Genomic DNA, 22,361 nt, shown 5'->3' on the forward strand with positions numbered 1-22,361 from the left:
CCTGCTTGCCGATGGGTATGGCCGGTACGTATGGCTTGATTTCGCGCTCGAACAGGGTGCGGCCCATGCCGCAGTAGTAGGCGGCTTGGTCGGGACGAAAGAAGCGCGGGGGGAATTCAGGCATTGGTTCCCTCCAAGTGGGGAAGGTCGGGCGCGGGGCCGTCCGTGGCCCCGCTGGGGGGTGGTTAGTGTGCGCGTGTGGCTCGGGGCGCGGGTTCCGGCCCGGACGTGCCTTGTTCCAGGCGGCGGATGGCGCGGTCGAGTTCGAAGGCTTCCTGGCTGCGGAGGTGTTCCATGTAGAGCGCGTCCAGGGCTTGGCCGTGGTGGAGTTTGGCGGCGGCCCGCGCCTTGTCCCGGCGGTTGCGGAGCCATGCGAGGTAGAGGCGGCGGGCAAGGAGGGTCATGGCGGCGGGTCTCCCTTAGTAGGCCAGCGCGGCTTCGACGGCGGCGCGGCCTTCTTCCCAATCCGTCGCCGCGTGGGTGCCGATGGGATGGGGGTTGTCGGTGGCGGTCCGGCCCGCGAGTCCGGCTTCCTGGCCTTGGACGTAGTGGGTGCCGGGGCCGTCGCTGGCGGTGGGTCCGGCCTGTGCCGTCCCGGCGGATGGGTGCGGGGCGGCGCTGGCCCGGCCCGTTTCCCAGTCGCCATATCCGATGCCGGGTTTGGAGTAGGGGTTGTTGTCGGCGGTCAATCCCAGCGTGCCCGCCGCCACGCCTTCGCGGAAGGCGGGGCTTTGGGCGGGGGCCGCGTCGTTGGCGGGGTCCGGCAAAATGGCCGCGAGGCGGTCGAGCAGCGCGGACTTGCTGCCGAAGACGTGGGTGTCGGTGGCGTTTTCGCTGGTCATGAGGACGAAGCCGTTGGCGGCGATGTGGATTCCGAGTCGATGGGCGGGCATGGGATGCTCCTGTCGGGTGGGTGTGAAAAGCGCGGGCCGTGGGTCCGGCCCGCCGAGTGGGGCTCACAACAACACGCCTTGGGGACGTGCTGGCGGCTATTTTTACGAGTTTATCGTAAAAGTCAAGCGGGGATTTTACGAATAAAACGTAAAAAAGCCCGCGATGGAAGGCGGGCTGGGCTGGGGGACGGTTTTGGGAAGGGGTAAGGGTCAGCCGTCGGGCGGCGGCTCGGGATCGTGTGCGCCAGGGTCAGGCGGCGTTGGCTGGGGTTTCGGTTGTTTCGGGTGTGCGACCGGGTTGAGGTTGAGATTCCGCAACGTTCCAGATGGTGCGCTTGCCTTGTTCGTTGGTCTGACGGAAGGCCTGGATGATCTGGCGCTCCCGTTCATTCAGCAAGTCTTCGTCGCAATTCAGCACATAGGCCTCGGAGACTTCCAGGACTTTCGCCAGCCGTTTGTAGGTCGAAACCTTCGCTTCGCTCTTGCCGAGTTCGTAGCCGTTCAGCGTGGAGGGTTTCAGGCCCGGCACGCGGTCGCAAACCTCTTGGAGCGTCCAGTTTTTGGCGTCGCGGGCTGCTTTGAGCCGTAATCCGATGATGGTGGTTTCGTCCATGGTCGAATTGTCGGCGGGGGATGGGCGGGTGGCTATCAAATAATCTCGTAGATTTTGGCCTTGACAATTACGAATATCTCGTAAGAATAGGGTGTCCATGAGCAAGATGACCTTGAGCGATTTCATTAGGCAAAAAGGTGATGAGGCCGTGGCCGGGGCGTGCGGGGTGAAACCCCGTACCGCCGCCGATTGGCGGCGCGGCGACCGCGTGCCGTTGGCGAAGTATCACCGTGCGCTGCTGGACCTGGGGTTGAGCATCGAGGGCATTTGCGCCGCGAATGGCCCGCCCCGCCAGAAGCGCCGGTATGTGCGGCGGTATCCCGCGCTCGAATCCCCTCCGGTCCGATGAAGCCCACCGCGCCGGGGATGTCGGCGCTTCCTCCTCTCGCGCCGGGCTGCGGCCCGGCTTTTTTCAGGAGTCCATGCTGTGCCGGATAAGCGGTTCATCAATCTCAAGCTCACCGTGTCGGTGCCGGTGGCCGATGCCTTGGAGCGGTCGGCGGCGCGGCGCGGGGTGAAGCTGGCGACGCGGGCCAGCGAGATATTGGAGGAGAAGTTGCTGGGCGAGGATTGTACGGCCCGGAAGCTGATGGAGCGGCTGGAACGGTCGCACCGCAAGTGCGAGCGATAACGCTGGACTTGCCGATTCCGGCGGAACTGTGGTTCCGCTTGGAGTCGGCGGCGAACCTGCGCGGATGCACGGTCGAGGAGTTCGCGGCCCGGATCATTACGCGGGAGGTCGCCATCGAGCATTTGGTGGGCGGGGACACGGACGCCTTGGTCGCCGATTTCATCGCCGGATTCCAGGCCCAGGCCGGAACCGGCCCGGACCCGGAGTGCGAGTGATGACTGGAATGAGCAATGCGTTTTTGCGGGCGTTCCGCGAGGTGGTGGGTATCGAGGGGCGGTATAGCAACCATCCGGCGGATTCCGGTGGGGAGACCCTGTACGGCATCACGTTGGCGACCGCCCGTGCGGCGGGCTACAGCGGTCCTATGAAGTTGATGCCGCTGAGCGAGGCCCGCCGCATCTACAAGAGGGAGTTTTGGGACAAGTTGAATCTGGATGCCATCGCGGATACCTCGCCGGAGGTGGCGCTGGAGGTGTTCGAGCAGGGGGTGAACATGGGTATCGCCCGCGCCGGACGGAACCTACAGAGCGCTTTGAACGTGTTGAACCGGGCCGGGATCGATTACCCGGATGTGTCGGTGGATGGCAAGGTCGGGCCGGTGACCGCCCGTGCGTTGTTCGGTTTGAGCCAGCGCCGCAAGACGGACGGTTTGAAGGCGTTATGCCGGGCGTTGAATGTCCAGCAAGGGGCGTTCTACCTTGAGCTGGCCGGGCGCAGGGAGAAGGATGAGTCGTTCGTGTTGGGCTGGTTGCTGAATCGGGTGGCCTTGTGAAACGGCTTGCCCTGCCCCTGGCCGATTAGGGGCGTCGTGGCCGTGCTTTACACCCATTCCGCCCGGCGCTATCCTCTTTTCCGCTCCCCGGACGCATCCGGGGCCGGGAGTCGAAACCCGCGAGTCTTGAAGGCGCACAGCCCCAGTTTCGTGCGTACCAGGGGATTTTTTATGTCCATGGTATGCCTATCGAGTGCTGACGGGCGGTGTGTGGGCACGCGCAAGCGTGGCCGGTGCCTTCAAGCCGGTTTTCGACCCCACGCATCGTCCGTCGCCAATCTCTCGTCGAAAAGAGACGCGACGGCTCCAATCTCGCTTGAAGGAGTCCGTCATGGCTAATCAGCCGAATCGTGCCCAAAATCCGCCCGTCGTCTCCATGTCCTCCCGCGAAATCGCAGAGCTTTGTGGTAAGCGCCATGACAATGTAATGGCCGATTGCCGCAAGATGTTGGTCGAGCTTTATGGGGAGGCGGGTCTCCTGAATTTTCAGGACACCCATACGAATCCCCAGAACAGCCAAACCTATCCCGTTTTCATCTTGCCGAAGCGCGAAACCCTGATCCTGGTTTCCGGCTATAGCATCAAAGTGCGTGCCAGGATCATCGACCGTTTGACGGAATTAGAGCAAGCCATCCTCATTCCGCCTATCTCCATTCCCACCCGTTCCCGCCTCCTATTGACCCTCGAAGAGGGCCGCGTGGTCGAGTCGCGGCCCGTGCCGCCGGATGCAGTGCCCGTGTCGGCGCAACTGCTGATGGACCTCTGCGCCACGGTGAATACCCTCGACGTGATCGCCGGGCAGGCCATGGCGTTGGTGGGCGAGTTGCGGACCGTGACCGGCTTGACCTTGCACGGCAAGGTGCGGGACCGGGGGGTGGGCCATGGCTGAAACCGACCCGCAAGTCCTGGCCCTCGAACAGGAGGCCCGGCGGATGCGGGCCGAGGGCTCGTTGAAAGCCCCGAAGCGCAACCGCGCCCACGGGAAAGCCCACGCCGGAGGCCGCGCCAAGGGGCGGACCTGCCGGTATCCCGTTCCGCTGTCGCCCACCACCAAGGAACGGGTGTTGCGGGTGTCCGCCCGGCTGGGTGTCGAGCCGCACGCTTTCATGGCGGACGCCATCGAGGAGAAGGTGCGGGCGGTTTTGGCGGAAATGGAGGCCACGCAGCCGCCCGCGCCGGATGGCCAGCCCGGTGCGGGCCGGACCGGGTATGGGGGTTAGGAATGCCCGCCGCCCTGGTGAAATATGGTTGTCGCGCGGCGACACCTTTCGGGGCTGGGTTCCGGTTTTTTTTTCGCCCGAATCCGGGCCAACCCCGGACCCCGTGGGCTGAAGCGGACACGGAGACTCAGCACAAAGCCGGGAGGCGCTGATGGCCGCCCCGGACCGGATCGATACCCGCGCCGTGCTGGCGGGGGTGGATATTGTCGAGGTGGTGCGCCGGTATTTGGGCGACGGGCTTCGGCGCGATGGCGCGGAATGGGCGGCGTGCTGCCCGTTCCACACCGAGGCGACGCCCTCGTTCAAGGTGAACCCGGCCAAGCAGATGTACCACTGCTTCGGCTGCGGCGCGAACGGGGACGCCATCAAGTTCGTGCGGGACTATGAGCGGGTGGGATTCCGCAAGGCGGTGGAAATCCTGGGCGGCGGGGCGTTCGTGCCCACGTCCAGGCCTGCGGCCAGCCCGGCCCCGCCAGCGCGGAAAGCCAGCGGCGAATGGACGCCCATCGTCCCGGCGGATGCCGATGCCTTCGCGGCGAAGCTGAATCACGGCCATCGGGGTACGCCGGAAGCGGTGTACACCTACCGGGATCAACAGGGACGGCTGCTGGGCTATACCCGGCGCTTCCGCACTTCGGACGGCGGCAAGGATGTCCTGCCGCTGACCTGGGCACGGAACGAAGCCGGAGAGCGCATGTGGCGCGACCTGTCGTTTCCGGTGCCGCGCCCGCTGTATGGATTGGATCGGCTGGCCGGTGGCAAGCCGGTGCTGATCGTCGAGGGAGAAAAATGCGTGGATGTCGCATCCGCGCAAGTGGAAACGGATTTCGTGGTGGTGAGCTGGCCCGGCGGCGGCAAAGCCGTCGATAAGGCCGATTGGTCGCCGTTGGCGGGCCGGATCGTCGCGATCTGGCCGGACTGCGACGCCAAGCGGGTCAAGTTGACCCGCGAGGAAACGGCGGTGGGTGTGGACCCGCTGTCGAAACCGTTGCTGCCGGAGGCGGAGCAACCGGGGATGAAGGCGGCGCGGCTGATCATCGCGCGGCTGCACGCCCTGGAACCGCCTGCGGTGGTGAATTTGGTGGCGATTCCCCGCCCCGGCGACAAGCCGGACGGCTGGGATATCGCCGATGCCATCGGGGAGGGGCTCATCGGCGACGCGCTGGTGGCCCATATCCGTAAAGGGTCCGTCTACATCGCGCCCGAGGCGCATCGAACCCAGACCTGTAGGACCGATGATGGTCCCCCACCCCCGGCTACCGTGTCGCATGGTTCCGGGCGTGTCGCGAGGCTGGGTGGCGATACGGCGCGGCCAGGGGGCGGCCCGGACGATGGCGGGGGCGGCGGCGAGGGCAGGCCGGAGGTCAAGATCGGCCCCGACCGGCTCATTAGCGCCATGTTGGAAGCGGAGCGGGTGCTGTTCGCGGGCACCGACCCGCCCTTTTTCGAGCGGGGCGGGATATTGACGCGGACGGCCTACATCGACCGGGTGCGCGAGCGTCAAGGCGAAGTGGTGGTTGAACCCGGCGCTTTGACCCTGGTGCCGGTCAACGTGGGTTGGTTGCGCCGCCGGATGCAGGTGGCGTGCAAGTTCATGTCTTGGAATAGCCGGGCCGAAAGTTGGCTGCCCTGCAACTTGCCGAAGGAGTACGCGGAATCGTACATCGACGGCAACGAATGGATGGTGCCGGTGCTGCGGGCGGTGGTGGAAGCGCCGGTATTGCGCCCGGATGGCTCGATCATGTCCAGGCCGGGCTTCGACCCGAAGACCGGGATTTATCTGGCCAGCGACGTGAAATGGAAGCTACCGCCAGCCAGGACCAAGGGGGAGAAGATCGACCCCGGCACCGATACGGCGGTGCAATGGGCACGGGCGCAGTTTGAGGATTTGTTCAATCCGTTCAAGCCGGAGGCCGGGGCCGATATTGCGGTGTTGATCACAGCGGTGTTGACCGGGCTGGTCAAGACGATGTGCGGCCCCGCGCCGGGATTCATCATCACCGCCCCGGTGTTCGGTTCGGGCAAGGGCAAGCTGGCGGACATCATCGGCATCATCCTGACCGGGCGCACCGTGCCCATGATGACGATGCCGGTGGATTCCAAGGGCAAGGCCGATGAGAAGGAGTTCAAGAAGGCGCTGTTCGCGACCCTGCTGGGCGGCGAGCGCATCGTTTGTATCGACGAGGTGAATCGGACGCTGGCCAGCCCGACCTTGGATTCGATGCTGACCCAGGAAACGGTGTTCGACCGGGTGTTGGGGGTGTCGAAGAACGCCACCGTGCGGCCCACGGATAGCCTGTTCCTGGCGCTGGGCAACAACGTCACGGTCTCGGCGGACAGCTCGCGGCGCTGGCTGCGGTGCTATTTGAACCCGAACTGCGCGGACCCGCACCTGCGGGTGTTCGACCGCGACGCCATCCTGCACGCCAAGGAAAACCGGGTGAAGCTGGTGTGCGCGGCCCTGACCTTGCTGCACGCCTATGTCGTGGCGGGTTCGCCGGATATGGGGGTGCGGCTGGGCAGTTTCGAGCGCTGGGCGGCCCTGGTGCCGTCCACCGTGCGCTGGCTGGGGTTGCCGGACCCGTGCAAGACCCAGGAGGCGTGGAAGGAACAGGACGAGGACCGGGCCGACCTGGCGCGGCTGCTGGAGGCTTGGGCGGAATGCTACGGGAATTTGCCCATGACTGCCCAAGCGGTTTGCCGGGAGGTATTGGAGCGGCCCAAATCCGAGCCCCACGCGAAACTGGGCGAGGTGCTGAAGGACATTTGCGGCGAAAAGACCGGCTACAACCCCAACCGGCTGGGTGTCCACCTGAGCCGCAAAGGTAAGCGGGTGGTCGATGGGAAGCGCTTTGAGGATGCCGGCAAGGTGAGCCACAAGACGCAGTGGAAGGTGGTCGAGGTCGGCAAGGCGTGAGTCTGGAAATCCCAAAGTACCAGACTCACGGCAGACTCACGGCAGACTCACGGGGATAACCGATTGAATCTGAACGGGTTTATGGCCGTTCCGTGAGTCTGCTGAGTTTGGATTCCATTTCTACGCGCGGGTGGTTTCGCACAAGGCCATAGCCTACAGGGGGAATGATGAAAAAGCTTCCGCGTGAATATGGAAAGCAGACTCACCAGACTCACCAAAGCGGGGTAAATGTTTTGGAAATCATTGGCTTGCGCCCGTGAGTCTGCCGTGAGTCTGCCGTGAGTCTGGGAGTCTGCCCTGTGGCGTGCGCTTATTGGTTTATCCGGTGGGTGCCGGTCGGGGTTTGGTCCTGTCACCAAGAGGCGTGGGGATGGTCGGTTCAGCAACGGGGAATGAAGGCATGAGGCAGGGGAATCCAATCCAGAAAACGGTCACGCCCATCGTCGCCTTGGACGTGGTGGAGGCCACGTTGAAGCTCTGGGGCGAGTACGCGGCGTCCGGGGCGGCGGCGGACGCGGAGCTACGCGGTTATCCCAGGCGTAGCGCCCACGTCCCGCGCCCGCCGCGCTCCGGTCGTTGCGGCCACGACCCGGACCGGGCGGCGGCGGCCCAGGTGCGGACCCTGGCCGGATTGGTCGAAGAAATCCTGCCCCAGATCGAACCCCGGTTGCGGGTGATCCTGCGCCAGCGCTACCAGTTGCGGATGCCGTGCCGCACGGGACGGGAAGATGTGCGGTTGGTGGGCGCGGGCGGCGGGCGGATGGGCGAGCGGGAATACCAATCGCTACGGAAACTGGCGGTGGAACGGGTGGGGCAATTGCTGGGTCATCGTTTGCGCCAGTCGATACGCTAGGGGGTTGCAACCGTGTCGGAGCTGTGGTAGAAAGTAGCTAATATCGAATAGGTATGTCCAAAGCCCGCTATGGCCCATAGCGGGCTTTTTTTTGGCCCGAATTCCACCGGAGGCGGCGCGTGCGGAACTGGAAGACGACCTTGTGCGGACTCGGCGGCGCGGTCGCCGTCGCTTGGCAACCTTATCTGACCGGCGGGCAATCCCCAGAGCCGGAGGATTTGATTCTGGCCGCGACGGTGGCCGCGCTGGGTTTCTTCGCGCGGGACGCTTCCCATGGCGGCTAAGGGCAGGCCCGGCCAGGAAGGCCAGCACGGGGACGACAGGGTGCGGGTCGTGGATATCGACGATGGCCGCACGTTGTCCATCCAGGACATCGCGGATTTCCACGAGTTGATCAACGCCTACAGGGCGTTGAGATGGCTGCTGGCGGCGGGGATCGCCTTCGTGATGCTGGTGGGTTTCGACAAGCTCTACGGTTTCGTCAAGGCGCATTGGGTGGGTTGATGGCTGCGCAAGGGTATTCGTCGTTGGGGGAGGGTATCGCCACGCTGTGGCGCGGCAAGCCCCGTCCGCCCGCCAAGGCCGTCAAGGTCGATCTGGCGGAGGTCCGGGCGCGGGCCATCGAGGAGGCCCGCCTGCGCGGGGTGGACATCGATGTGGATGGGTTGATCGAGGCGGCGGTGGCGGACCGGGGCGTCCTGGACGCGCGGACCCGTGTCGGCGCGGCCCTCGCCCTGGCCGAGGAGGGATTGAGCGATGGAAGCCGGGGAAAAGCCACGGACCGGACAGGTTGAATCGAGGCTGGCGCAAATCCGCGCGATGTTCCGCGAGCGGGGGTTCGACCCCATCGCGGTGGTGATCGAGGAAATCCAGGCCGGGCCACGGGTGGTCGGGGGGATCGTCATGGGGTTGTCGGCGTCGGAGACGGTTTCGGCGGCGCTCGGCGTGGCGAAGCTGGAAGCGGAGTGGGAGAAGATCGAACTCGCCAAGAACCCCCCGGCGGGGAAGCGCGGCGGGGCGCGGGTCACGGTCAACCCGGATGGGTCGGTACAGACCGATATTTTCGCGGACCTGGAAAGCATCTCGGATGAGCAACTCGAACAACGCATCGCCCGCCGACAGGAAGCGCTCGGAATTGTTGGCGCTGGATAGGGAACTGGCGGAACTGGAGCGGCGGCGGGCACGGCGGAAGTTGTTCACGTACTACCCGGAGACCGGCCCGCTCCGGCGTGGGGTGTACCCCAAGCACCTGGAGTTCTTCCGGGCCGGGAGGGATTTCCAGGAGCGCTGCGCCATGGCGGCGAACCGGATCGGCAAAACCGAGGGCATGGGCGGCTACGAGTGCGCCCTGCATCTGACGGGCCGGTACCCGGATTGGTGGCCGGGGCGGCGGTTCGATAGGCCGGTCAAGGCCATCGTGGCGGGCAAGCTGAAGGAGTCCACCCGCGACATCGTGCAGGAGAAGTTGTTCGGGCCCATCCTCTACCGGGGCGGCGGCAAGGCGTTCGCGGGCACGGGCCTGGTGCCGGGCGACGACATCGCCAAGGCGTTGTGGCGCACGGGGATCAACCCGCCGATGGCCGACACGGTGTATGTCGTCCATTGGAAGGAGGGACAACCGGATGGCTATTCGATTTGCAAGTTGAAGAGCTATGAGCAGGGCCGGGCGGTGTTCGAGGGGTTCGAGGCCGATGTGTTCTGGGGCGACGAGGAGCCGCCGTGGGAAGTCTATGACGAGGCGATGATCCGGCTCATGACGACCGGCGGACTGTCGATGCTGACCTACACGCCGCTGGACGGCATCACCGAGGTGGTGGAACTGTTCATGCCGGGGATCGGCATCGGGCCGGTGCCGGAGTCCACCACCAAGTACACGGTCAACGCGGGGTGGGACGACGCGCCGCATTTGAGCCCGGAGGAAATCGCCAAGCGCCGGGCGGAAACGCCGAAAAGGTTGTTGGCGGCGCGGTCGCAGGGGTTGCCGGTGCTGGGGTCGGGGCTGATCTTCCCGGTGGACGACGATGGGATCGTGGTCGATCCGTTCCCCCTCCCGGACCATTGGCCGCGCATCTGCGGGCAGGATTTCGGGTGGGACCATCCGCACGCCAATGTGTGGCTGGCCTGGGACCGGGAGACCGACACCGTGTACGTCTACGACGAGTACGCGGCGTCGGAATCGTCGGCCCCCATCCATGCCTCGGCGATCAAGGCGCGGGGGGATTGGATTCCGGTGGCCTGGCCCGCCGATGGCTTGCAGCACGAGAAGGGGTCGGGCACCCAGTTGGCCGGGCAATACCGGGCCGAAGGCGTGGCGATGCTGCACGAACACGCGAGGTTCCCGGAGGTGGGGGAAAGCACCGAGACGGAATCCAGCCGGGTGAGCGTCGAGGCCGGGCTGAACGAGATGTTGACCCGGATGGAAACCGGGCGTTGGAAGGTGTTCCGGGCGTGCCAGGGCTGGTTGAAGGAAAAGGCCATCTACCGGAGGGACAAGAAAGGCAAGATCGTGAAGACCAACGACGACCGGATCGACGCCAGCCGCTACGGGCTGATGATGCTCAGGTTCGCCCGGACCCGGCCCGTGGCGCGGGACTCCCTGTCCGGCTATTACGGCCGCAAGGCGGGTTGGCGCTGATGGAGGGCGGGATGCAGCAGCGGGTGGTGGACAAGCTGGACCGGGACCGCGACCCGCGTTCCGATGGCCTGACCCTGGCGCAGTTCGAGAAGTTCACCCAGCAAATCCGGGATCAACCGGACTGGCGGGGGGAGGCGGACAGGTGTGCCGACTACTACGACAACAACCAGTTGGACCGGGAAACCCTGGCGCGGCTGGAAGCGCGGGGTATGGGGCCGCTGATCCGCAACCTGGTCAAGCCGACCATCGATCTGGTCCTGGGGATCGAGGCACAGAACAAGCGGGACTGGCGGGTGGAGGCCGATACCGACGAGGTGGAGGCGACCGCCGAGGGGCTTTCCAGCAAGCTGCACGAATCGGAGCGGGAGACGCGGGCCGACCGGGCGATTTCCGATGCGTTCGGCGCGTCGGTCAAGGCCGGGCTGGGTTGGGTGGAGGTCGGGGAAAGCCCGGACCCGTTCGACTATCCCGACACCGTGGAATACATCCACCGCCGGGAAATGTGGTGGGACTGGTTCGCCCGGAAGCCGGACCTGAAGGACGCGGGCTGGTTGATCCGGCGGCGCTGGTACGAGGTGGATTACCTCAAGGGGCTGCTGCCGCAATGGGCCTGGGTGTTCGACACGGCGTTCGACAACTGGGGCCGGGCCTGGATCGATAGCGGCGACCGGCAACCCTGGCTGAGCGAGGGGCCGGAACAGCCCGCGCGGTCCTCGTTGACGGAAATGGAGTGGATCGACCGGACCCGGCGGCGGGTGTGCCTGCACGAGGTCCGGCACCGGGTCTATGTGCGCGGGCATGTACTCGCGCTGCCGGATGGCCGGGTGGTGGAGTTGGACCTGGACAATCCGATGCACCTCCTGGCGGTCAATCAGGGCGTCAGGCCGGAGGCGCGGCTGTATTCCAAGTGGCAGGTGAGCCTGTGGGCCGGACCCTATCGGCTTTCGGCCAGCGACAAAATCCCCAACGGGTTGCCCTGGATTCCGTTCTGGGCGTTCCGGGAGGATTTGACGGGCATCCCCTACGGGATGATCCGCACCATGGTCTCGCAGCAGGACGAGGTGAACGCCCGGCGGCAGATGCTGATGTGGCTGCTGTCGTCGGTGGTGGTGCAGATGGACGCCGATGCCCTGGACCAGAACAACAACACCGTGACGGATGTCATGGAACGGGTGGCCCGCCCGGATTTCGCGGTGATCCTCGACCCGAACCGGACCAACAAGGCGGGCGGGTTCAATATCAGCCGCAACGCCCAGTTGGCGAACCAGCAGTTCGAGGTGATGAAGGACGCAGAACAAGGCTTGCAGTCGGTGGCCGGGGTGTTCGGGCAGATGCTCGGCGACGCCGGGTCGGTGACGGCGGGCACGGCGATCAACCAGCTCATCAACCAGGGCACCACGGGGCTGGCGGAACTGTTCGATAACCTCGGCTATGCCCGGCGGCTGGTCGGCGAGCGGTTGCTGGGCCAAATCCGCCAGCGCATCAAGGGTGTGGAGGTGGACGTGGTGGTGGGCGAACGGGGCAAGCCCCGGTCGATCATCACCCTGAACCGGCCTGCGGTGGACCCGCGGACCGGCCTGGTTTACCTGGAAAACGACACCGAGCGCTGCAAGCTGAAGGTGGCGCTGGAGGATGTGCCGTCCACGCCGACCTACCGCACCCAGCAGCAAACCATGATGGCCGAGATGATCAAGGGCCTGCCGCCCCAACTACAGGCCGTCGCCGCGCCGTATTGGGTGGAACTGGGCGATAGTCCCAGGAAACACGAGTTGGCCGGGGCGATGCGGAAAGTCCTGGGGTTGGACGACGACACCGGGGAAGACCCCGAGAAGATGGCCTTACAGCAGCAGGTCCAGCAACTCACGGCGGCGCTGGAGCAACTCAAGCAAGCGCCGGTCATCGCCAAGACCCAGGCCGAGGCCGAGCGGGCGCGGGCCGACGCCGAGCATAAACGGGCGCAGACCGATAGGTTGCAGTTGGAGACGCTCGACCAAATCCATAGGCCGGCCGGGGACGCCCCGGCGGCCCGGCACTGATTACGGCCCCCCGCCGATACGGGGGATTTTCGGACCTATCCGACAAACTAGGCGAGGGTAATGGGATGAGTGTGAATAGCGGGGATTGGGTGTCGTTCGACGACGCGGACGATGATTCCACGGGATTCGGGGATTTATATCAGCCGGAAGCCACCGGGCCGAGCCTTTCCGAACTGGCGCGGCAGATGGATTCCGGCGCGGTCCAGGTTCCCGGCGGGGTCGCAACGGGCGATAAGCAAACGGCCACGGTCGCGCCCACCGGGGCCAACGGCGGCGGCGAGCAGCCCAACAACCCGGCGGACGAGGAGGGGAGGCCGGTCCTGACGGCGGATGGCAAGCACGCCATCCCCTACGAGGTGTTGAAAAGCACCCGGATGAACCTGCAGGCGATGGAGCAGCGCAACCGCGAGGCGGAAGCGGAAATCGCGAGGCTGAAGGCCCAATTGGGCCAGGAACCGGCGTCAGCCGGGGCCGGGCAGCCACCGGGCGCACAGCCGACGGCGGAGGCCGTTGCGGCGGGCGGGCTGACGGAAGATGAGTTGGCGATCCTGGAGGAGGATTTCCCGGAACAGGCCAAGGCCTACCGGAGCCAACAAGCGGTGCTGAAAGCCCTGCAAGACAAGGTCACCGCGATGGAGGCGCGGGTGGACCCGATCCATCAACAGGCCCGGCAGCAACGCCAGACCCAGGAGCGGGAGCAAATGGCGGCGATCCAAGCCGCCGTGGACCAAGTGCCGGTGTTGAGCTATTTGCGGGCGACGGCGGGGGCCAATCCCGCCAATGCCCGATTGCTGGCCGAGGCCAAGGAGATCGCCGACCGGTTCGAGGGTTTGCCGCGTTGGCGGAACGAACCCCCAGGATCGGTGAGGTTCTTCCAGGCCGTGGCCCAGGAGCTTGAACAGACCGTCGGCAAGGTCGCCCTACCCCCCGAATACCAATCCTCCCAAACCCTCAGGCAGCAAGCGGACACCGCCGTGGCGCGGGCCGGACAGTTCGTGCCGACACGGATTGCCGACCTGCCCGGCGGGGTCGCGCCAGAGTCGGACGAGGGCCGCTACAACCATATGAGCCTGTCGGAGCTTTCCAACCTCATGATCACCATGAGCGAAGCGCAGCGGCAGGAATTCATGCGGCGTCACGTCTGGTAACGATGTCGCCGTCCGGGGATGGCCCCGGATGGCCTTACTCGATTGGGTGCAAGTATGCAGACACAAAGACCCGCGGGCCATGTCGATGCCGTGAAAGCCTATACGGTATCGACCTTTGGCCGCATCGCACGGGCACCGGGATGGTTCAAGAACCTGACCGGCCCCGCCCAGACCGGGCAGGTGCAAGCCCAGGACGCCCTGGAAGGGCGCAGCACGCCGACCATGCCGGTGGTGCGGATCAGCGCCCTGGCCAATACGCCGGGCGACAAGGCCAGCGTCACCCTGTTCGATACGCTGAAGGGTTCGCCGATCATGGGGAACCGCAACCTGGAAGGCAATGAACAGAGCCTGGAGTCGTCCAGCCAGGATATCCGGCTGGACGAGATGGGGCAGGGGGTCGATGCCGGTAAGCGCATGGATCAGAAGCGCATCGTGACCGAACTGTTGCCGATGGCGGAATCGGCGCTGGCCGGGTGGTTCCCCAAAGCCTACAACCAGTTGGCCTTGATCCATGTGGCGGGCTCGCGCGGAACCCGGACGGGCGGCGATTGGGTGATTCCGTTGGCGTCCGATACCAACTTCGACCGGATCGCCGTCAACAGGATATTGGCACCGAGCTACAACCGGCATTTGGTCATCGACGGACCGGGGTTCGCGGGCAACAACGGGGCGGGGCTGGGGTCGGTCGACTCGGGGGACGTTTGGACCCTGGACCACATCGACTATCTGGCGCTGCTGCTGAACGTGCTGGACGTGCCGCTCCAGCCGGTGATCATCCCCGGCGACCGGGCGGCGATGGACAAGCCCATCAAGGCGGTGCTGTTCCTGACCCCCGCGCAGATGAACCAGTTCACCACGCAGAACAGCGGGCGGACCTGGGCGGATATGGTGAAGATGGCTTATGCCCGCAAATCCAGCATGTCCGAGCCGCATCCGCTGTTCGACGGCGAGCCGGGGCTGTGGAAGGGCATCCTCATCAAGGAAATGCCGGTGAACTACGTGGTGGGCTGGAATCCCGGCGACACCACCAGGATCGTCACCGAGGCGGACCGGTATACGGGCACCGAAAGCGATCAAACCGTGAACGGCTCGCTGGGTTCCAGCTATCAGGTGGAGCGGGCCTTGCTGATGGGCGGGCAAGCGCTGGGGTTCCTGGAAGGCGGCTTGAAGTCGAACGGCTATTGGTTCGAGTTGAAGCGGCGCAAGTACGACTACGACCGGGGCAACGCCATCGGGGGCTTCACCTGTATGGGGATGCAGAAACTCCGGTTCACCCCGCAAGCGGCCAACGGCCAGCTGGAACCCACCGATCATGGCGTCATCGTCGTCGATTCGGTGGTCAAGAAAATCTCTTTGTGAGGAGCGGCCCCCATGACGGTTTATTACACGGACCGGATGGTGCCGGTCTACACGCCCGGCGATGGCTGCGCGGTGGTTTATCCGGGGCGGGTGGCGGTATCCGCCGCGCCCGCCCAGGATGACGAAATCCGGTTGGTACTCATTCCCGCCGGGACCGAGGTCCACCGCGTGGTCATCAAAAACCCGGACCTGGACAGCAACGGCAGCCCCGCCCTCGCGGCCAAGATCGGGTTCGCGCCCGCCGATGGGACGGAGGGGGCTTCCGGCGACGATACCCAGGTGAAGGCGGCGGGGGCGTGGGCGCAAGCGGCGGCGACCACGACCTATGAGCTGTTCCCGCCGGTCCAGGTCGATGTGGATTCCTACCTGAACATCGTCGTCACCACCGGACCCGGCACGGGGGCGACCGGCACGGTCTATGGCAAGGTGGAAGGGCGGGCTACGGGCCGACCTTGAACTGGGCGGGGGTTTCCCCGCCTTTTGGGTTTTTGGAGCGTATATGAACACAGTGGTTGCAAGCGGCGCGGGGAATGTGGCCCGGCGGATCAAGTACATCGGCAGCAAGCCGGGGGGACGGCGCGATACGGTGGCGGGAACCGACCTGCATTGGCCCGGCCCCGGCGCGGTGTTGGTGGTCGCGCCGCATGTCGCGGCGAGGCTGGTGGCCTACCCGGATATTTGGGAGGACGTGACCGACCGGGATCAACCCGACTTGTTGGCGGAGGCCGCGTCCAGCGGCTTGGAAGTGGCGCGGTTGCGGGAGGAAAACGCGCAACTGCGCGAGGAGGTGTATTTGCTGCGGCAGGAGAAAGCCTTGCTGGAGGAGCGGATACAACGGTTGGAGGCCGGGCCGACGCGGGCCGGGGTGTTGGAGCCGCTGGCACCGGGCGCAAACGCCGACCCGCCCGCGCCGGAAACCCTTCCCATCCCGCAGGTGCCGGACCTGGACAGGATGGACAAGCGGGCGCTGATGGAATTCGCGCAGCAGGAGTTGCAGTTGGACCTGGACGGGAAACTGTACCCGAAGGACATGCGGGCGCAAATCGCCAGCACATTGATGGCGCGGGGCTAGGCCATGGCCACGCCGGGAGACTTCCTGGGCCATGTGCTGCCAGCGGTGCCGGGCTGCCCGGACCTGGCGGCGAAGCTCGACATCCGGCGGGCGTGCGTCCAGTTCTGCCGCGAGGCGCGGGTGTGGCGGGCCTGGCTCGATCCGGTGGATGTGGTGGCGGGGTGGATGGAATACGCCTTGCCGGTGCCGGTCGGGGCGACCGTTGCGCGGGTCGAGGAGGCGAAGCTGGGCGATACCCGGCTGGGGCCGATGACGCGGGAGGACGCCCTGGCGGCCTACGGGGAAACCTGGGACACGGGCTTGCGCGGGGAGTCCCGGAATTATCTGGTGCCGGGGCCGGGGACGCTGGCCCTGGTGCCGATCCCGGCGCGGGACGGGGCGGGGCTGTTGAAGGTCTTCGCGACGCTGGAACCCACCCCGACAGCGGCCACGGTGCCGGATTGGTTGCTGGCGGATTACCCGGAAACCATCGCGCACGGGGCTTTGGCCCGGTTGTTGGCGGTGCCGGGGAAACCTTGGAGCAATCCGCAGTTGGCGCTATGGCATGGGCGGAGGTTCCAGGCCGATATCGGGAGTTATGCGGCGGTGGTCGCGCAGGGGTGGACGTGTAGGCCGCTGGGTACGCGGTCGGTTTTCAGGTAGCGGGGATGCGGTATGGTGCTGGTGAGGGCGTTGTCGGGCGGTGCCCGCGTGGAGACGGGCAATGGCCATCGATATTATTTTTCCGGGCGGGCGGACGGGACGTTCTGCGCCGATGTGGGCGTGGCGGACGTGGCTTATTTCGCTGGGCGGGCGGCGGAGTTCGAGGTGGTGGATTCCGTGGCCACCGGCCTTGCCAGCGCGACCCTGGCCAATGTGGCGTCCAGCGCCACCAGCGTCGTCTTGGTGGTCGCCAATGCCCGCCGCAATCGGCTCATCGTCGTCAACGACTCGGCCTCGATCTTGTACCTCAAGTTCGGCGTGGGGGCTTCCAGCACCTCCTTCAGTATCAGGCTCTATCCCAACGAGACCTACGAGAGCCCGCCGTCCGGGGTCTATACGGGCCGGGTGGACGCCATTTGGAGCGCGGTCAATGGCGCCGCCCGCGTGACGGAGTTGTAGGCCATGATTTCCTCGCCCAAGGCATTTCTATCCACGACCCTTGCCGCGCTGCTGGCATTGCCCGCCGCCGCTTATGCCGGACAGATCGTCCGCGCCACCGATTACGGTGTGGGGTTCGGTTCCCTGTGGTTTTCCGATGGTTCGGCGTGGCGGTTGCTCGGTCCGACGCAGGTTTACAACACCACCACCGATTTCGTCGGCACCTATGCCGGGGCCACGCTGGTGGCCCAGGTCGTGTTCCCCGCCAATTCGCTGCGGGTGGGGGATGCCTTGTCGCTGGTGATCCGCACGGTGAAATCGGGGACCGCCGATGCGTTCGCCCGGAATATCCGGTTCGGCGGCACCGGGGATATAGGCACCGATAGCAGCGTCTTTTCACTTGGGTATGGGTCCACCAACACCCATACCGCCGAGAATCCGCGCCTCAAGATCGTTTCGGCCACGTCGATCCGGGTCACGACCATTGGCTCAACCGCTTCGTTCAGCGGCGGCACGTCCACCGTGGGCGCGACCGATACCACGATCCCGGACATCGCCGCGAACAATAGCTACCTCAGTATCACCTTCAACAAGAACGCCGGGTCGGCGGGAGAAACCCTGACGACCAAGGAATTGACGATCATCCACCATCCCGGACCCTGACCATCATGCAGAACGTCAAGACACCCGCCGAACGTGACGCCCTCAAGCCGGTCCTGGCCGTCCATGTGGAGGCGGATGATTCCTGGGATTGCTACCTGCCGGGGGATGAACTACCGGCGATGCCGTCGCCTTTGGATAGCATCGTGGCGACTCCCAGCCAGTTCCGGCTCGCCTTGTTGCAAAGCGGCTTGCTGGATGCGGTCGAGGCTTATGTCGCTACCCAGCCGCGCCCGACCCAGATCGAGTATGAGTACGCCCCGCAAATCCATTCCCAGAATCCTTTGATCGTTGCCGCCGCCCAGGCGTTGGGGCTGACGGACGGGCAGCGGTTGGCGCTGTTCCAGTTGGCGGTGACGTTGTGACCACCGCCGCCACGATCATCGACAACGACATCAGCCCGGTGCTGAACGACACCGCCGCGACGTTTTGGAGCGCCGCCGAGCGGCTGGCCGCGCTGAATCTGGCTGTGCTGGCGGTGGTGGCGATGCGGCCCGACCAGTTCGCCACCAATCAAGATGTGGCCCTGGTAGCCGGGTATCTGCAAAACATCCCGGCGGATGGGTTGGCCTTCGTCGATGTCCTGGGGGTGCAGCGGCGTGACTTGGAGATGGCGAACCGGATGAACCCGGATTGGCGGACGGCGGCGGCGGGGGCGACACGGGCGGTGTTGTTCGATCCGCGCAATCCCAGGCAGTTCATGGTATTTCCGCCCGCGATGGCGGGGGCGACGGTGCCCCTGGTCTACGTGAAAACGCCTGCGGCCTTGGCGTCCACCGCCGACACGGTGCCGGTACCGGAGCCGTTCCGGCCCGCGCTGGCGGCCTATGCGCTGGGGGTGTTGTTTTCCAAGGACATCGCGGGGGCCAAGGGGCCGGGGTATTTCCAGTTGTTCCAAGCCTTGATGGGCGGCAAGGTGCCGGTGGACGCCGCGATGGCGCAGCCGGTGCCCACGGCGGAGGCGTAGCGGTATGGCGATGACGGCGGGCGGAATCATCGGTCAGGCGCGGGGGGTCTTGTTGGACCAGATCGGCCTGGATTACCCGGATGCGGAGTTGCTGGCCTGGGCCAACGAGGCGGCGCGGGAGGTGGCGAACCTCCGGCCCGATTTGGCCGTGGTGATCGAGGAGATGGACTTAGTGGTGGGCACCCTGCAAACCATTCCGGCCAGCGGGGTGCGATTTTGGAATTTGCTCCGTAATTCCGCCGGGCCGGGCGTGCAGCATTTGGATAAGGCCGAGGTGGAGCGGTTCAATCCGGGATGGGCGGCGGCGGTGGCCTCGGCCACGGTGAAGGGGTTTTTCCATGATCCGCGCACGCCCACGGTGTTCGAGGTGTTCCCGCCGAATACCGGCGCGGGGCGGGTGTTGTGCGCCTATACGAGGGTTCCGGCGGCGATGGCGTCCTTGTCCGACCCGTGGCCGCTGCCGGATTTGTACGCGGGTCCGGCGGTGGATTGGGTGTTGTTCCGGGCGTTCTCGAAAGACCCCAGGGCGCGGGCGGTGGGGGCCGGGTATCTGGCGGCGTTCGATCACCGGATGGGCGGCAAGGCCCAGGTGGATATGGCGGCGGAGGCGGCGCGATGACGGTATCGGCGGGCGAGTTGGTGGCGCGGGCGTCCACGTTGGTGTTGGACTCGATCAATGCGCGGTTCACGGAGGCGGAGTGGTTGGCGTGGCTGAACGATGCCCAGCGGGAGATCGTGAACCTGCGGCCCGAGGCCAATACCGTGGTCGCGGTGGGCAGGCTGGACCCCGGCGTGCGCCAGGTGTTGCCGGACGATGCGGTCCGGCTGGTGGATGTGCCGCGCAACCTCCGCGCCGTCGCCGTGCCATCCCTGGCTATCGCCGCGGTCGATGCCGACCGGGTGGAGGGCGATGGCGGCGCGACCGGTTTCGTCTTCGCCGTGACGCTTTCCGCCGTGGCGGCGGGCGATGTTTTTGTCGATTGGGGCGTGGCCGGGTCGGGCGGGCATCCGGCGGACGCCGCCGATTTCGTCGATGGGGTTTTCCCCGCCGGGACGCTGACGATCCCCGCCGGGCAAGCTTCCGGCGTCATCACGGTGCCGGTCCAGGGGGATACGGCGGTGGAAAGCGACGAGGGCTTCGCCGTGACCCTATCCAATCCGGTGGGGGCCACGATAGCGGTCGCCACCGCGTTTGGCACGATCATCAACGACGATGCCAATGAGCCGAACCTGTTGATCGCGACGCCGGGCACGCTGGCTTTCACCGCCGACTTCGGGGCGACCTATACCCATATCGGCTATCCCGCCGGGGTCAATCCGCCCTTCGTGTCGATGGCGTCGGATTTGGCGGGCGGGATACTGGCGGCGTACAACCTGCCCGAAGCCGCCGGGATGGGGTTGGCCTATTCCACGGACTATGGGCAAACCTGGGCGGTGGTCGGCGCGGGGCCGGGTATCGCGACGCCCGACAGCGCCTGTGTGCGGTTCGGGGCCGGGCCGCTTTGGGTGGTTTTCGCCACGGATGCCACCGGGGCCGTTTATTCGGCCAGCGACCCCTTGGGCGCTTGGACCGCCCATGCTGCGCTGACGGAAAGCTTGCCGATAGTGGATATGGTCTACTCGCCGTTCGGTTATTGGGTCGCGTTGATGAGCGGGCCGCTGGTCGCTTTGCAAAGCACCACCGATTTCGAGGGCTGGACCGTGGTGGCCAATAGTCATGGAGGTTCGGCCACGGTGCATTTGGATGATGTCGAGGTGGGGGCCGCTGGACGGTCCATCGCGGCCAATGACGACGCCACCCTGGCGATTGTCCAGCCGGTGGCGAATCCTTGGTTGGGGTTGGTCATGGATGCTTTCGATAGGCCCGATCCCCCGGTTGGTTTTGGGATGGGACCGGCCCTTACCGACCAGGATCAACCGCCTTTCTATTACGACACCGAATCTCCCGGCGTGGTCGGTAGTCTGATATGCCCGAATTTGCGTAGGACGGGTTTGGATTGCATGGGCGGCGTAAGGGATATTGTTTATGAAGATGCCAGCGCATTCCATACTTTTGTGGATGGAAACGCGATAAGCTTTGGGCATGGATTGCAGAATGGGAGCGGCCTGCTCATTTTCTCGTCAACTTTTTCGACCCAGGAGTTCACGGTATATTGGAATGGCAGTAACAGCTACCATGGGCCATTCACGGGTTTGGATGCCGTGGATTTGACTGTGAACGGGGCCACGGGTATCTATCTCGATGTGCGTTCCATCGATGTCGGGGATATGATAACGGTGACCCTTTGGTCGGACTCGGGTTTCAACACGGCGAGCAGTGGTTATACCTATACAGCGGGGGCCGCCCAACCGTTTTTCGAGTTCGCCTCTTTCGCGGGGATCGATCCCACGAATATAAGCGCCATTGCTTTGAATGTGGTTTGTGGCGCGGAGGATAGGCTAAATTCTTCATTTTCGCTGGCGTCCATCTCGGCTACCAGGGGATTGCCGGATAAGCTATTGATCGATAATTTTCAAGAACCCCCCCTGGAGCAGGTGATTGTATTCGACGGCGATACCCCCACCACCGCCGACGAAAGCGTATACGATGTGGTGGATACCGCGTTGGGTGGGTATCGCGGCCTGCGTATGTACTTCGGTGGCGATCCGGTTACCCTGGGTGATCGCACCTGCACACTGGTGGCGGGCGGTTTGGGGACTTTGGCTTTTATCCCGGTCGAGGAAACCTTTGGGCTTGAAGTGGTGACTATCGAATCCCTATGGAATGGCCCGGATGGTTTCGACGGCGTATTCGCCGGTCTTGGCGCTATCGACCTGACCGCTACCGAGGGGAATGGTATTTATGTGGAGAATACCGAAGCGCAACCGGCCACCTTGACTATTTGGAGTGGTGGCGGGGCTGTTTCCCATTCGGTCAGCGGGACGCAAGCCCCTATTAGAAGACAAGATTCCGGTAACGGTTTCCAGTTCTTCAATTTCTCGCTATTCACCGGGGCGGGTGTGGACTTGACCGAGGTCAGCGCCATCCGGTTATCCTGGACGGTACTGATCGGACTGCCACAAAATGTACCCCGGATATCGGTGCGATACCTGTCCGATAAGGCGGGGGTGTTATCCACCACGGATGGGATGAATTGGGAAGTATATAGCGCCACAACGATAGACAGCACTTTCCCCGACCCATCGGTACCGATGGACGTATTACGCGCCCAACGTAGTGGGCTGGCGGGTGGCTTTATCGGTGTGCCACGCTCGGGCACTCCGTTACCCGCCGTCTCCTATGGGGTGGGGGGCGTACCCGATTTTGGATATTCTTGGAATATGTGGGATGCGGATAGTCCCGCCACGGACTATTACGAAGGTATCCAGCCCGTGGCGGACAGTTTCGTCATGATCGGCGGCGGACGGCTTTATCGCCAGACTGGCAGCGCGGCTTGGTCGATCCTGCCGGATGCCGGGGTGGATGCGGGGGATCATCCCCGCTCCCTGGTCGCCATCCGCTGAG

At 65.1% G+C, this 22,361-nt stretch carries 28 protein-coding genes; 25 read left to right on the forward strand and 3 right to left on the reverse strand.

What is annotated here, in order from left to right; genetic code table 11:
• Window positions 1–185 precede the first annotated feature (185 nt).
• The 3 genes from B9N93_RS06775 to B9N93_RS06785 all read right to left on the reverse strand — a co-directional run bounded on the left by B9N93_RS06775 (window position 186) and on the right by B9N93_RS06785 (window position 1,506).
• Window positions 186–404 carry a hypothetical protein gene (locus B9N93_RS06775; protein WP_085212076.1) on the reverse strand — a complete coding sequence of 73 codons (219 nt, stop codon included), beginning with the start codon at window positions 402–404 and terminating at the stop codon, window positions 186–188.
• Window positions 405–419: 15 nt separating this feature from the next.
• The gene (locus B9N93_RS06780) at window positions 420–893 is read right to left on the reverse strand and encodes a hypothetical protein (protein ID WP_085212078.1); all 474 of its coding nucleotides are present in this window, start codon (window positions 891–893) and stop codon (window positions 420–422) included.
• Window positions 894–1,143: 250 nt separating this feature from the next.
• Window positions 1,144–1,506 carry a helix-turn-helix domain-containing protein gene (locus tag B9N93_RS06785; protein ID WP_176225160.1) on the reverse strand — a complete coding sequence of 121 codons (363 nt, stop codon included), beginning with the start codon at window positions 1,504–1,506 and terminating at the stop codon, window positions 1,144–1,146.
• A gap of 97 nt (window positions 1,507–1,603) precedes the next feature.
• Here B9N93_RS06785 and B9N93_RS06790 point away from each other — a divergent pair, with 97 nt between their 5' ends.
• The 25 genes from B9N93_RS06790 to B9N93_RS06900 all read left to right on the forward strand — a co-directional run bounded on the left by B9N93_RS06790 (window position 1,604) and on the right by B9N93_RS06900 (window position 22,360).
• Window positions 1,604–1,855, forward strand: a complete 252-nt coding sequence (locus B9N93_RS06790) for a hypothetical protein (RefSeq protein WP_125468873.1) — start codon at window positions 1,604–1,606, stop codon at window positions 1,853–1,855.
• Window positions 1,856–1,933: 78 nt separating this feature from the next.
• Window positions 1,934–2,137, forward strand: coding sequence for a hypothetical protein (locus tag B9N93_RS06795; RefSeq protein ID WP_085212085.1), 204 nt, complete (start codon window positions 1,934–1,936; stop codon window positions 2,135–2,137).
• Entirely contained in the window at window positions 2,125–2,352 is a 228-nt protein-coding gene (locus B9N93_RS06800; protein WP_125468874.1) for a hypothetical protein, read from the forward strand. Before B9N93_RS06795 ends, B9N93_RS06800 begins: the two co-directional genes overlap by 13 nt.
• A gap of 8 nt (window positions 2,353–2,360) precedes the next feature.
• Window positions 2,361–2,909: a glycoside hydrolase family 108 protein gene (locus B9N93_RS06805; protein ID WP_217807275.1), complete on the forward strand. Its 549-nt coding sequence runs from the start codon at window positions 2,361–2,363 to the stop codon at window positions 2,907–2,909.
• A 331-nt stretch (window positions 2,910–3,240) separates the two neighbouring features.
• Entirely contained in the window at window positions 3,241–3,798 is a 558-nt protein-coding gene (locus tag B9N93_RS06810) for a Rha family transcriptional regulator (protein WP_085212091.1), read from the forward strand.
• The gene (locus tag B9N93_RS06815) at window positions 3,791–4,129 is read left to right on the forward strand and encodes a hypothetical protein (protein ID WP_085212093.1); all 339 of its coding nucleotides are present in this window, start codon (window positions 3,791–3,793) and stop codon (window positions 4,127–4,129) included. The genes B9N93_RS06810 and B9N93_RS06815 overlap by 8 nt, the downstream gene beginning before the upstream one ends.
• A 151-nt stretch (window positions 4,130–4,280) precedes the next feature.
• Entirely contained in the window at window positions 4,281–7,046 is a 2,766-nt protein-coding gene (locus B9N93_RS06820) for a CHC2 zinc finger domain-containing protein (RefSeq protein WP_085212095.1), read from the forward strand.
• 400 nt (window positions 7,047–7,446) lie between these two features.
• Entirely contained in the window at window positions 7,447–7,899 is a 453-nt protein-coding gene (locus tag B9N93_RS06825; protein WP_085212097.1) for a hypothetical protein, read from the forward strand.
• Window positions 7,900–8,018: 119 nt separating this feature from the next.
• Window positions 8,019–8,183: a hypothetical protein gene (locus B9N93_RS25385; RefSeq protein ID WP_176225161.1), complete on the forward strand. Its 165-nt coding sequence runs from the start codon at window positions 8,019–8,021 to the stop codon at window positions 8,181–8,183.
• The gene (locus B9N93_RS06830) at window positions 8,173–8,403 is read left to right on the forward strand and encodes a hypothetical protein (protein ID WP_085212099.1); all 231 of its coding nucleotides are present in this window, start codon (window positions 8,173–8,175) and stop codon (window positions 8,401–8,403) included. Before B9N93_RS25385 ends, B9N93_RS06830 begins: the two co-directional genes overlap by 11 nt.
• Window positions 8,403–8,693: a hypothetical protein gene (locus tag B9N93_RS06835; RefSeq protein WP_176225162.1), complete on the forward strand. Its 291-nt coding sequence runs from the start codon at window positions 8,403–8,405 to the stop codon at window positions 8,691–8,693. Before B9N93_RS06830 ends, B9N93_RS06835 begins: the two co-directional genes overlap by 1 nt.
• Window positions 8,656–9,051 (forward strand): hypothetical protein, encoded by a 396-nt coding sequence (locus B9N93_RS24530; RefSeq protein WP_176225163.1) that lies wholly within the window; start codon window positions 8,656–8,658, stop codon window positions 9,049–9,051. The genes B9N93_RS06835 and B9N93_RS24530 overlap by 38 nt, the downstream gene beginning before the upstream one ends.
• Window positions 8,987–10,534: a phage terminase large subunit family protein gene (locus B9N93_RS06840; protein WP_176225164.1), complete on the forward strand. Its 1,548-nt coding sequence runs from the start codon at window positions 8,987–8,989 to the stop codon at window positions 10,532–10,534. The genes B9N93_RS24530 and B9N93_RS06840 overlap by 65 nt, the downstream gene beginning before the upstream one ends.
• Window positions 10,535–10,545: 11 nt before the next feature.
• Window positions 10,546–12,570, forward strand: coding sequence for a portal protein (locus B9N93_RS06845; protein ID WP_125468877.1), 2,025 nt, complete (start codon window positions 10,546–10,548; stop codon window positions 12,568–12,570).
• Window positions 12,571–12,635: 65 nt separating this feature from the next.
• Complete coding sequence (locus tag B9N93_RS06850; protein WP_085212109.1) at window positions 12,636–13,718, forward strand: hypothetical protein; 1,083 nt, start codon at window positions 12,636–12,638, stop codon at window positions 13,716–13,718.
• 54 nt (window positions 13,719–13,772) lie between these two features.
• Window positions 13,773–15,077 carry a phage capsid family protein gene (locus B9N93_RS06855; RefSeq protein ID WP_176225165.1) on the forward strand — a complete coding sequence of 435 codons (1,305 nt, stop codon included), beginning with the start codon at window positions 13,773–13,775 and terminating at the stop codon, window positions 15,075–15,077.
• 12 nt (window positions 15,078–15,089) lie between these two features.
• The gene (locus tag B9N93_RS06860; protein WP_085212114.1) at window positions 15,090–15,533 is read left to right on the forward strand and encodes a hypothetical protein; all 444 of its coding nucleotides are present in this window, start codon (window positions 15,090–15,092) and stop codon (window positions 15,531–15,533) included.
• Between the two features lie 43 nt (window positions 15,534–15,576).
• On the forward strand, window positions 15,577–16,149 hold the full coding sequence (locus tag B9N93_RS26695) for a cell division protein ZapB (protein ID WP_085212116.1): 573 nt from the start codon (window positions 15,577–15,579) through the stop codon (window positions 16,147–16,149).
• Window positions 16,150–16,152: 3 nt separating this feature from the next.
• Window positions 16,153–16,791: a hypothetical protein gene (locus B9N93_RS06870; RefSeq protein ID WP_085212118.1), complete on the forward strand. Its 639-nt coding sequence runs from the start codon at window positions 16,153–16,155 to the stop codon at window positions 16,789–16,791.
• A 12-nt stretch (window positions 16,792–16,803) separates the two neighbouring features.
• Window positions 16,804–17,250, forward strand: coding sequence for a hypothetical protein (locus B9N93_RS06875; RefSeq protein WP_085212121.1), 447 nt, complete (start codon window positions 16,804–16,806; stop codon window positions 17,248–17,250).
• A 3-nt stretch (window positions 17,251–17,253) separates the two neighbouring features.
• Window positions 17,254–17,892: a hypothetical protein gene (locus tag B9N93_RS06880; RefSeq protein ID WP_085212123.1), complete on the forward strand. Its 639-nt coding sequence runs from the start codon at window positions 17,254–17,256 to the stop codon at window positions 17,890–17,892.
• A 5-nt stretch (window positions 17,893–17,897) separates the two neighbouring features.
• Window positions 17,898–18,254, forward strand: a complete 357-nt coding sequence (locus tag B9N93_RS06885; RefSeq protein ID WP_085212125.1) for a hypothetical protein — start codon at window positions 17,898–17,900, stop codon at window positions 18,252–18,254.
• Window positions 18,251–18,856 carry a phage adaptor protein gene (locus tag B9N93_RS06890; RefSeq protein WP_085212127.1) on the forward strand — a complete coding sequence of 202 codons (606 nt, stop codon included), beginning with the start codon at window positions 18,251–18,253 and terminating at the stop codon, window positions 18,854–18,856. The genes B9N93_RS06885 and B9N93_RS06890 overlap by 4 nt, the downstream gene beginning before the upstream one ends.
• A gap of 4 nt (window positions 18,857–18,860) precedes the next feature.
• Window positions 18,861–19,475: a phage adaptor protein gene (locus B9N93_RS06895; RefSeq protein WP_085212129.1), complete on the forward strand. Its 615-nt coding sequence runs from the start codon at window positions 18,861–18,863 to the stop codon at window positions 19,473–19,475.
• Window positions 19,472–22,360, forward strand: a complete 2,889-nt coding sequence (locus B9N93_RS06900) for a phage adaptor protein (RefSeq protein WP_085212131.1) — start codon at window positions 19,472–19,474, stop codon at window positions 22,358–22,360. Before B9N93_RS06895 ends, B9N93_RS06900 begins: the two co-directional genes overlap by 4 nt.
• Window position 22,361 lies beyond the last annotated feature (1 nt).

It is taken from the genome of Methylomagnum ishizawai (assembly GCF_900155475.1).
GTDB classification, from domain to species: domain Bacteria; phylum Pseudomonadota; class Gammaproteobacteria; order Methylococcales; family Methylococcaceae; genus Methylomagnum; species Methylomagnum ishizawai_A.

Coding starts and splice junctions, on each gene's coding strand:
- B9N93_RS06775 (WP_085212076.1), bottom strand. CDS start 404: ATGACCCTCCTTGCCCGCCGCCTCTACCTCGCATGGCTCCGCAACCGC.
- B9N93_RS06780 (WP_085212078.1), bottom strand. CDS start 893: ATGCCCGCCCATCGACTCGGAATCCACATCGCCGCCAACGGCTTCGTC.
- B9N93_RS06785 (WP_176225160.1), bottom strand. CDS start 1,506: ATGGACGAAACCACCATCATCGGATTACGGCTCAAAGCAGCCCGCGAC.
- B9N93_RS06790 (WP_125468873.1), top strand. CDS start 1,604: ATGAGCAAGATGACCTTGAGCGATTTCATTAGGCAAAAAGGTGATGAG.
- B9N93_RS06805 (WP_217807275.1), top strand. CDS start 2,361: ATGAGCAATGCGTTTTTGCGGGCGTTCCGCGAGGTGGTGGGTATCGAG.
- B9N93_RS06810 (WP_085212091.1), top strand. CDS start 3,241: ATGGCTAATCAGCCGAATCGTGCCCAAAATCCGCCCGTCGTCTCCATG.
- B9N93_RS06815 (WP_085212093.1), top strand. CDS start 3,791: ATGGCTGAAACCGACCCGCAAGTCCTGGCCCTCGAACAGGAGGCCCGG.
- B9N93_RS06820 (WP_085212095.1), top strand. CDS start 4,281: ATGGCCGCCCCGGACCGGATCGATACCCGCGCCGTGCTGGCGGGGGTG.
- B9N93_RS06825 (WP_085212097.1), top strand. CDS start 7,447: ATGAGGCAGGGGAATCCAATCCAGAAAACGGTCACGCCCATCGTCGCC.
- B9N93_RS06830 (WP_085212099.1), top strand. CDS start 8,173: ATGGCGGCTAAGGGCAGGCCCGGCCAGGAAGGCCAGCACGGGGACGAC.
- B9N93_RS06835 (WP_176225162.1), top strand. CDS start 8,403: ATGGCTGCGCAAGGGTATTCGTCGTTGGGGGAGGGTATCGCCACGCTG.
- B9N93_RS24530 (WP_176225163.1), top strand. CDS start 8,656: ATGGAAGCCGGGGAAAAGCCACGGACCGGACAGGTTGAATCGAGGCTG.
- B9N93_RS06840 (WP_176225164.1), top strand. CDS start 8,987: ATGAGCAACTCGAACAACGCATCGCCCGCCGACAGGAAGCGCTCGGAA.
- B9N93_RS06845 (WP_125468877.1), top strand. CDS start 10,546: ATGCAGCAGCGGGTGGTGGACAAGCTGGACCGGGACCGCGACCCGCGT.
- B9N93_RS06850 (WP_085212109.1), top strand. CDS start 12,636: ATGAGTGTGAATAGCGGGGATTGGGTGTCGTTCGACGACGCGGACGAT.
- B9N93_RS06855 (WP_176225165.1), top strand. CDS start 13,773: ATGCAGACACAAAGACCCGCGGGCCATGTCGATGCCGTGAAAGCCTAT.
- B9N93_RS06860 (WP_085212114.1), top strand. CDS start 15,090: ATGACGGTTTATTACACGGACCGGATGGTGCCGGTCTACACGCCCGGC.
- B9N93_RS26695 (WP_085212116.1), top strand. CDS start 15,577: ATGAACACAGTGGTTGCAAGCGGCGCGGGGAATGTGGCCCGGCGGATC.
- B9N93_RS06870 (WP_085212118.1), top strand. CDS start 16,153: ATGGCCACGCCGGGAGACTTCCTGGGCCATGTGCTGCCAGCGGTGCCG.
- B9N93_RS06875 (WP_085212121.1), top strand. CDS start 16,804: ATGGTGCTGGTGAGGGCGTTGTCGGGCGGTGCCCGCGTGGAGACGGGC.
- B9N93_RS06880 (WP_085212123.1), top strand. CDS start 17,254: ATGATTTCCTCGCCCAAGGCATTTCTATCCACGACCCTTGCCGCGCTG.
- B9N93_RS06885 (WP_085212125.1), top strand. CDS start 17,898: ATGCAGAACGTCAAGACACCCGCCGAACGTGACGCCCTCAAGCCGGTC.
- B9N93_RS06895 (WP_085212129.1), top strand. CDS start 18,861: ATGGCGATGACGGCGGGCGGAATCATCGGTCAGGCGCGGGGGGTCTTG.
- B9N93_RS06900 (WP_085212131.1), top strand. CDS start 19,472: ATGACGGTATCGGCGGGCGAGTTGGTGGCGCGGGCGTCCACGTTGGTG.